The following is a 6363-nucleotide window of genomic DNA, read 5'->3' on the forward strand; positions in this document are numbered from 1 at the left end:
TCTCAGGCGCCGAGGGAGTGGCGCCAGGACGAGATCTGCTGCAGGACCTGCTCCGCCTCCGGCGTCATGCCCATGCCGCAGGCGAAGCCGTGCTCCGCCCCGTCGAAATGGTGGTGGGTGACCCGCACGCCGGCGGCGGCCGCGCGCTCGGCCAGCGCCACGCCCTCGTCCCGCAGCGGGTCGCGGTCGCAGGTGATCACCAGCGTGGGCGGCAGTTCGCCGAGGTTGTCGGCCCGCAGCGGCATGGCGGAAAGCGCCGAGGCCGGGTCCGCGCCCGCGAGGTAGGTGTCCCAGAACCAGCGCATGAGGGCGGCGGTGAGTCGCTGCGAGTCGGCCCGCGTCGCGTAGGAGCCGTGGTCCGCGTCGTAGTGGTCGGTCACCGGGTAGACCAGCAGGACGCCGGCCATCGCGGCGAGCCCGTCGCCCTCGCCGGCGGTTTCCCGGTCCAGGGCGCAGGCCGCGGCGAGGTTGCCGCCCGCGCTGTCGCCGCCGATCACCAGGCGCCCGTTGCTCGGGCCGAGGTCCGCGAGGTTGCGGCGCAGCCAGCGCACGGCCGCGCTGCAGTCGTCGAGGGCCGCCGGGTAGGGGTGCTCCGGGGCCAGCCGGTAGTCGATGGAGACCACGTGGCAGCCGGTGGCCGCAGCCAGGGCGCTGCAAAAGGGATGATGGGTCTGCAGGTCGCCGATGACCCAGCCGCCGCCGTGAAACCAGCAGATGACCGGCCGTTCGCCCGCGCGCGCGCCGCCGCGGTAGAGGTGTCCGGCCACGCTCCCGGCCTCCGTGGGCAGGGCGAGAGCGCCGGGCTCCGCATGCACGTTGCTGCCGTGCCAGGCGCGCCAGTTCTCGAAGCGGTAATAGCGGCGCAGGGCGGCGACCTTGAGGCCCTGGAGCACGGCTCAGTCCTCGCTCGTGTAGGGCAGCTGGCGGTACCAGTGCACGCCGTCGCCATCGCGCTCGCGGACGATGCGGCGCCGGTAGAGCAGGCAGTTCAGGTGCGCGAGGGCCTCGCCGGTGGCCAGCCCCAGGGAGCCGCCGCGGATTTCCCGGTTGAACAGGGGCGGAAAGCAGTCGACGACCCGGCGCGGTTCCTCAAGGTGGTCGAAGAGCGCGTCCAGGTCCCGGTTGTGACTCTCCAGGAGCTGGGTCAGGCGTACGTGGAGGCCCTGGAAGGGCGCCTCGTGGGCCGGCAGCACCAGCAGGTCGTCCGGCAGCATCTCGCGGATCCGCGCCAGGGAGCGCAACCACTCGCGCAGCGGGTCGCCCTCGGGCTCCGTGGGGAACACGGAAACGTTGGGAGAGATGCGCGGCAGCACCTGGTCACCGGCGATGAACAGGCGGAGCTCCGGGCAGTAGAGGCAGACATGCTCCGGCGAGTGGCCGCTGCCGACGACCACCAGCCAGTAGCGGCCGCCGATGGTCAGGGTCTGCCGGTCCACGAGGCGGCGGAAGCTGTCCGGGAGGGGGGAGACGGCCTTGCCGAAAAAGCCGAAGCGCTTCCTGTACTCATCGATGTCGTCGTCGCTGTAGCCGGCGGCGCGGTAGAAATCGAGCGCCACCGTCGGCGCCGGCCGGCCCGTGTCGGCGACCAGCGAGCGGCACATGAGGTACTCCTCCCGGGACATCCACAGGGCGCAGCCGAAGCGCTCCGTCAGCCAGCCGGCGAGGCCGACATGGTCCGGGTGCATGTGGGTGCAGATCACCCGGCGCACGGGCTTGCCGCCCATGAACCCCTCGAACAGCGTTTCCCAGGTTTCCCGCGCATCGGGGAGGTCGAGGCAGGTATCGATCACGGTCCAGCCGTCGTCGTCCTCGAGGAGCCACAGGTTGATGTGGTCCAGGCTGAGCGGCATGCGGAAGCGCGCCCAGTACACGCCGTCGGCGATCTTCCAGGGCTCGCCCGGCGCCGGATCCACCTGGCGCCCGTAGGGGTAGCTCAGCCCGCGAAAGGTCTCGCTGCTGTCGCTGCCGGCACCGGGTCCGGTGGAAGGGATGGGTTCGACGGGCATCACTCGGTTGTTCGCGGGAATCAAGCGTCTATAGTGGTCGTGGGAGGTGCGTGTGTCCACCCCGGACCCGGCAAGTACACGCAGGCGCGACATGTCCGCATCGCTGCGCAACAGTAATATCGCCCGCCTCAGGGAGCGGGAGCTGGATGTCCTCATCGTCGGCGGCGGAATAAACGGCGCCGTGGCCGCCGCGGCGCTCGCCGGCCGGGGTGTGGATACGGGGCTCCTCGACCGCGATGATTTCGCCAGCGGCGTGAGCTCCAATTCCAGCAATCTCGCCTGGGGCGGTATCAAGTACCTCGAGAGCCACGAGTACCTGCTCGTCAACAAGCTCTGCAAGTCCCGCAACAAGCTGATGCGCGCCTATCCGTCGACGGTGAAGGAAATCCGCTTTTTCACCACGATCCAGAAGGGCTTTCGCTTCTGGCCCTTCTTCATTTTCCTCGGCAGCGTCCTGTACTGGTTCCTGGGACGCTGCAGGACCCGGCCGCCGCGGTACCTGACGCCCCGGGCCATCGAGGCTGCGGAACCCGTCGTCGACACCCGCAACGCCGCTGGCGGTGTGGAGTACTCCGATGCCTACCTGTATGACAACGACGCCCGCTTCGTATTCGGCTTCGTCCGCCAGGCCCTCGATTGCGGCTGCCTCGCCGCGAACTATGTGAGTGTCGACGATGCCCGCTTCAGTGACGGCCGCTGGACTGTCTCCGCCCGCGACGTGCGCAGCGGCGAGTGCTTCACGGTGCGCGCCCGGGCGCTGATCAATGCCTGCGGCCCCTGGGCGGACCCGCTGAACCGGCGCCTGGGAACGACCACGCGCCACCACCACGCCATGTCCAAGGGTATCCACCTCATCGTCGACCGGATCACCGACCACAAGCGTGTGCTCACGTTCTTTGCCAGCGACGGCCGGCTGTTCTTTCTCATTCCCATGGGGCCGGTGACCTGTATCGGCACCACCGATACGAAGGTGACGGATCCCGAGGTCGGGGTGACCGCCGAGGACCGCGAGTTCGTGCTCGCGAACGTCAATGCGCTGCTGGACCTCGAGCGCCCCCTCACCGTCGACGATGTCATCGCCGAGCGGGTGGGCGTGCGCCCCCTCGCCGTTGCCGGGGAGACCGGCGAGGTGGACTGGGTGCAGCTGTCGCGCAAGCACGTCATCGAGGTCGACATCGCGCGGCGGGAACTCAGCATCTTCGGCGGCAAGCTCACTGACTGCCTCAACGTCGGCGACGAGGTAGCGGCGCATATCGCCGCCCTCGGTATACGGGCGCCGGAGCCCGATGGCCAGTGGTACGGCGAGCCGGGGGAGGAATCCCGGGAGCGCTTCCTGCGCGAGGCCCGGCTCATGGACCTCGACGACCTCACCGACCCGAGCTCACCGGAGCCCCTGTCCGAACGCTTCTGGCGCCGCTACGGCAACGCGGCGTTCATGCTGCTCGAGCGCATCCGCGAGGACGCCAGCAGCGCCGAGCTGCTGATCGAGAACGCGGAATACACCCGCTGCGAGATCGAGCTGGCGGCGCGGCGGGAGATGATCGTCACGCTGGAGGATTTCCTGCGCCGCCGCTCCAAGATCGAGCTGGTCGTGCGCCAGGAGGTCATCCGCAATGCGCCCGGCCTGCGCGAGGCCTGCGGGATCTTCTTCGGTGACGAGGCCGGGGCGCGGCTGGCGGAATACTTCGGTGACGAGGCAGCCGCCCGCCGGGCGGCCCCGGGCTGACTCAGCCCTCGCGCTTGCCCGTCAGGGCGAGGCGCATTTCCGGCCGGCTGGACTCGGGGGACAGCCAGATAGCGACGAACTGCTGTCCAAAGGCGGGATCGTCGAGCGTACCGAGGCGCTGCCCGTTGTGAAAGAAAGTGGCGCGGTTGTCATCGTCGAGCTCCACCGCGAGCACGTCGTTTTTCTCGACATCGGGCCACAGCGCTTCCAGCTTTGTCAGCCACTGCTCCCGCGCCGGATCGGTAACGTCGAGCTTGTCCCACTCCTGTGCCGTCCGCTTGACGAGGTCTTCGCTGCGGATGTCCCGGAGATACTCGATCTCCAGGCGCAGGGGGCGCACGCCGGGCTCGTACACGCCCCCGGGGCAGTAGAGCCGGGAGCGGTAAATGGACCAGAACAGGACCTCGAGCTTCGCTTCACCGACGAGGGCGAGCGGGGCCGAGGCGGAGGTGTCCGCCAGGCCCGCCCCCGGCGCAGCGGTGGCGGGGGCACCGGCGAGGGCGATGGCCAGCGCGGCGAGGGTGGCGCCTGGCGCCTTGCGTCCTGTTCTCATGGTCGCGTAGTCATCAGCGTAACGTGAGTAAACTATACGTTGGACCTCTGCAGCCAGTTCAGGGTTCCCCTTGCCGGCCCCGCCCCCGTGCTATAGGGTTGCGCGGCAGTTCACCGGAGGTGCCCGCTGTGGCCGCAACGCTCGATACCGACCGCCTCTTCGCCGCCATCGATGCCCGGGACGCGCGGGCCTTTGCCGCCTTCCTCACAGACGACGCCGAGTTCCAGTTCGGCAATGCGCCCCCGGTGACGGGTCGCGAGGCCATCGAGGCCTATGTCGGCACCTTCTTCGAGGCCCTCGGGGGCGTGTCCCACCACGTGGAGGCGCTCTGGGACAGTGAGGACCGGCTGACCTGTCATGGCGAAGTCCGCTACGAGCGCCGCGACGGCAGCACGCTCACCGTGCCCTTCGCCAACGTGCTCTACCTGGCGGAAGGGCGTGTGTCCCGCTACCTCGTCTTCATCGACAACAGCGCGCTTTTCGCCTGAGCCTGAGCCTTCGCCTGGGCCGCGTCAGCTGCCGCGCACCCCGTAGTGCGCGGCGGTGGCGTCCAGCGCCCGGGTGAGCAGGGTTACCAGCTCGTCGATCTCTTCCGGGTGGCTGACCAGCGGCGGGGCCATGATCATGGCATTGCCGGTCTGGCGTACCATGAGGCCGTTCGCATTGGCCCAGTCCCGGCAGTACTCCGCCGCTTCCGACTCCGGTGCCAGCCGCTCCCGCGTTGCCTTGTCGCGCACGAGCTCCACCGCGGCGAACATGCCCAGTCCGCGCACCTGGCCGACGATCGGGTGATCGGCGAGGGCGGCCAGCTGCGATTGCAGCCGCGGCGCCAGTTCCTCGGCGGCGCGCGCGATGACGCCGGTCTCCTCGATGATGCCGAGCGTCGCCAGGCCCGCGGCGCAGGACGCCGGGTGCCCGGAGTAGGTGAGCCCGTGGGCGAACTCGCCACCGCTGGCCAGGAGGACCTCCGCCAGCCTGTCGCTCACCATGACGCCGCCCAGGGGCATGTAGCCGTTGGTCACCGCCTTGGCGAAGGTCATCAGGTCCGGGCGGATGCCGTAGGTCTGACTGCCGAACCAGTTGCCCGTGCGGCCGAAACCGCAGATCACCTCGTCGGCGATGAGCAGGATGTCGCGCTCGTCGCAGATGCGCTGCACCTCGGGCCAGTAGCTCTCCGGCGGCACGATGACCCCGCCGGCGCCCTGCACCGGCTCGGCGATGAAGGCCGCCACGTTGTCCTCACCCAGCTCGTCGATTTTCTGCTCGAGCTCCCGCGCCACGGCCACGCCGAACTCCTCCGGGCTTTGCTCGCCCCCGAGCTCGAACCAGTGCGGCTGGTTGATGTGGTGCACGTAGGACAGGCCGATGGCCTGCTCGTGCATCGCCTTCATGCCGCCCAGGGACGCCGCGGCGATGGTGCTGCCATGGTAGGCGTTGCGCCGGCTGATGATCTGCTTCTTCTGCGGCTTGCCGAGGAGGTCGTAGTAGCGGTGCACGAGGCGGATGTTGGTGTCGTTGGCCTCGGAGCCGGAATTGGTGAAGAAAACGTGGTTGAAGCGCTCCGGGGTGACCTTGACCAGCGCTGCGGCGAGTTCCACCGCGGGCTGGTTCGAGCAGCGGAAGAAGTTGTTGTAGTACGGCAGTTCCTGCAGCTGGCGGGTGACTGCCTCGACGATCGCCGGCTGGCTGTAGCCGAGGTTGCAGCACCACAGCCCGGACATGCCGTCGAGCATGCGGTTGCCGTCGGTGTCGTAGATGTAGATATGCTCCGCCCGGCTGATGATGCGGCCACCGTCCCGGGCATAGCCGGAGAGGTCCGTGAACGGGTGCAGGTGATGGGCCTGGTCCAGGGCCTTCAGCGTTGCCGTGTCGACGGGCTTGTTCATGGCGTGTCCTCGCTGGGCGTGTTGCTCAAGTCAGCGCACAAGTGTGGCACAGCGTTCCCGCGGAGCCAGTAACACGATGGTGTAGGTCCTGCGTCGGCGTTGGCTGCCACCCATGCCGGCCGTGCGGCGGGAGAGGCTGCCCGGGACACGCCGATTCGCCATCCATGGCGGCTCGGGCTCGGCGTCCTGCCT

At 69.1% G+C, this 6363-nt stretch carries 6 protein-coding genes; 2 read left to right on the forward strand and 4 right to left on the reverse strand.

What is annotated here, in order from left to right; translation table 11 throughout:
- Positions 1–2 precede the first annotated feature (2 nt).
- Both ACX93N_RS05825 and ACX93N_RS05830 read right to left on the reverse strand, forming a co-directional pair.
- On the reverse strand, positions 3–893 hold the full coding sequence (locus tag ACX93N_RS05825) for an alpha/beta hydrolase (protein ID WP_459427460.1): 891 nt from the start codon (positions 891–893) through the stop codon (positions 3–5).
- Positions 894–896: 3 nt separating this feature from the next.
- Positions 897–2006: an MBL fold metallo-hydrolase gene (locus ACX93N_RS05830; RefSeq protein WP_459427461.1), complete on the reverse strand. Its 1110-nt coding sequence runs from the start codon at positions 2004–2006 to the stop codon at positions 897–899.
- A 91-nt stretch (positions 2007–2097) separates the two neighbouring features.
- On the opposite strand from ACX93N_RS05830, the gene ACX93N_RS05835 reads away from it, so the two are divergent.
- Positions 2098–3732: a glycerol-3-phosphate dehydrogenase/oxidase gene (locus ACX93N_RS05835; RefSeq protein ID WP_459427462.1), complete on the forward strand. Its 1635-nt coding sequence runs from the start codon at positions 2098–2100 to the stop codon at positions 3730–3732.
- Between the two features lies 1 nt (position 3733).
- On the opposite strand, the gene ACX93N_RS05840 is transcribed toward ACX93N_RS05835, so the two are convergent.
- Positions 3734–4285, reverse strand: coding sequence for a chalcone isomerase family protein (locus ACX93N_RS05840; RefSeq protein WP_459427463.1), 552 nt, complete (start codon positions 4283–4285; stop codon positions 3734–3736).
- A 128-nt stretch (positions 4286–4413) separates the two neighbouring features.
- Between ACX93N_RS05840 and ACX93N_RS05845 the strand changes: the two genes are divergently transcribed.
- A complete protein-coding gene (locus tag ACX93N_RS05845) occupies positions 4414–4773 on the forward strand; it encodes a nuclear transport factor 2 family protein (protein ID WP_459427464.1) in 360 nt (119 codons plus the stop codon).
- A gap of 24 nt (positions 4774–4797) precedes the next feature.
- Here ACX93N_RS05845 and ACX93N_RS05850 read toward each other — a convergent pair whose 3' ends face one another.
- Complete coding sequence (locus ACX93N_RS05850; protein WP_459427465.1) at positions 4798–6171, reverse strand: aspartate aminotransferase family protein; 1374 nt, start codon at positions 6169–6171, stop codon at positions 4798–4800.
- Positions 6172–6363 lie beyond the last annotated feature (192 nt).

The organism is Pseudohaliea sp. (assembly GCF_054552115.1).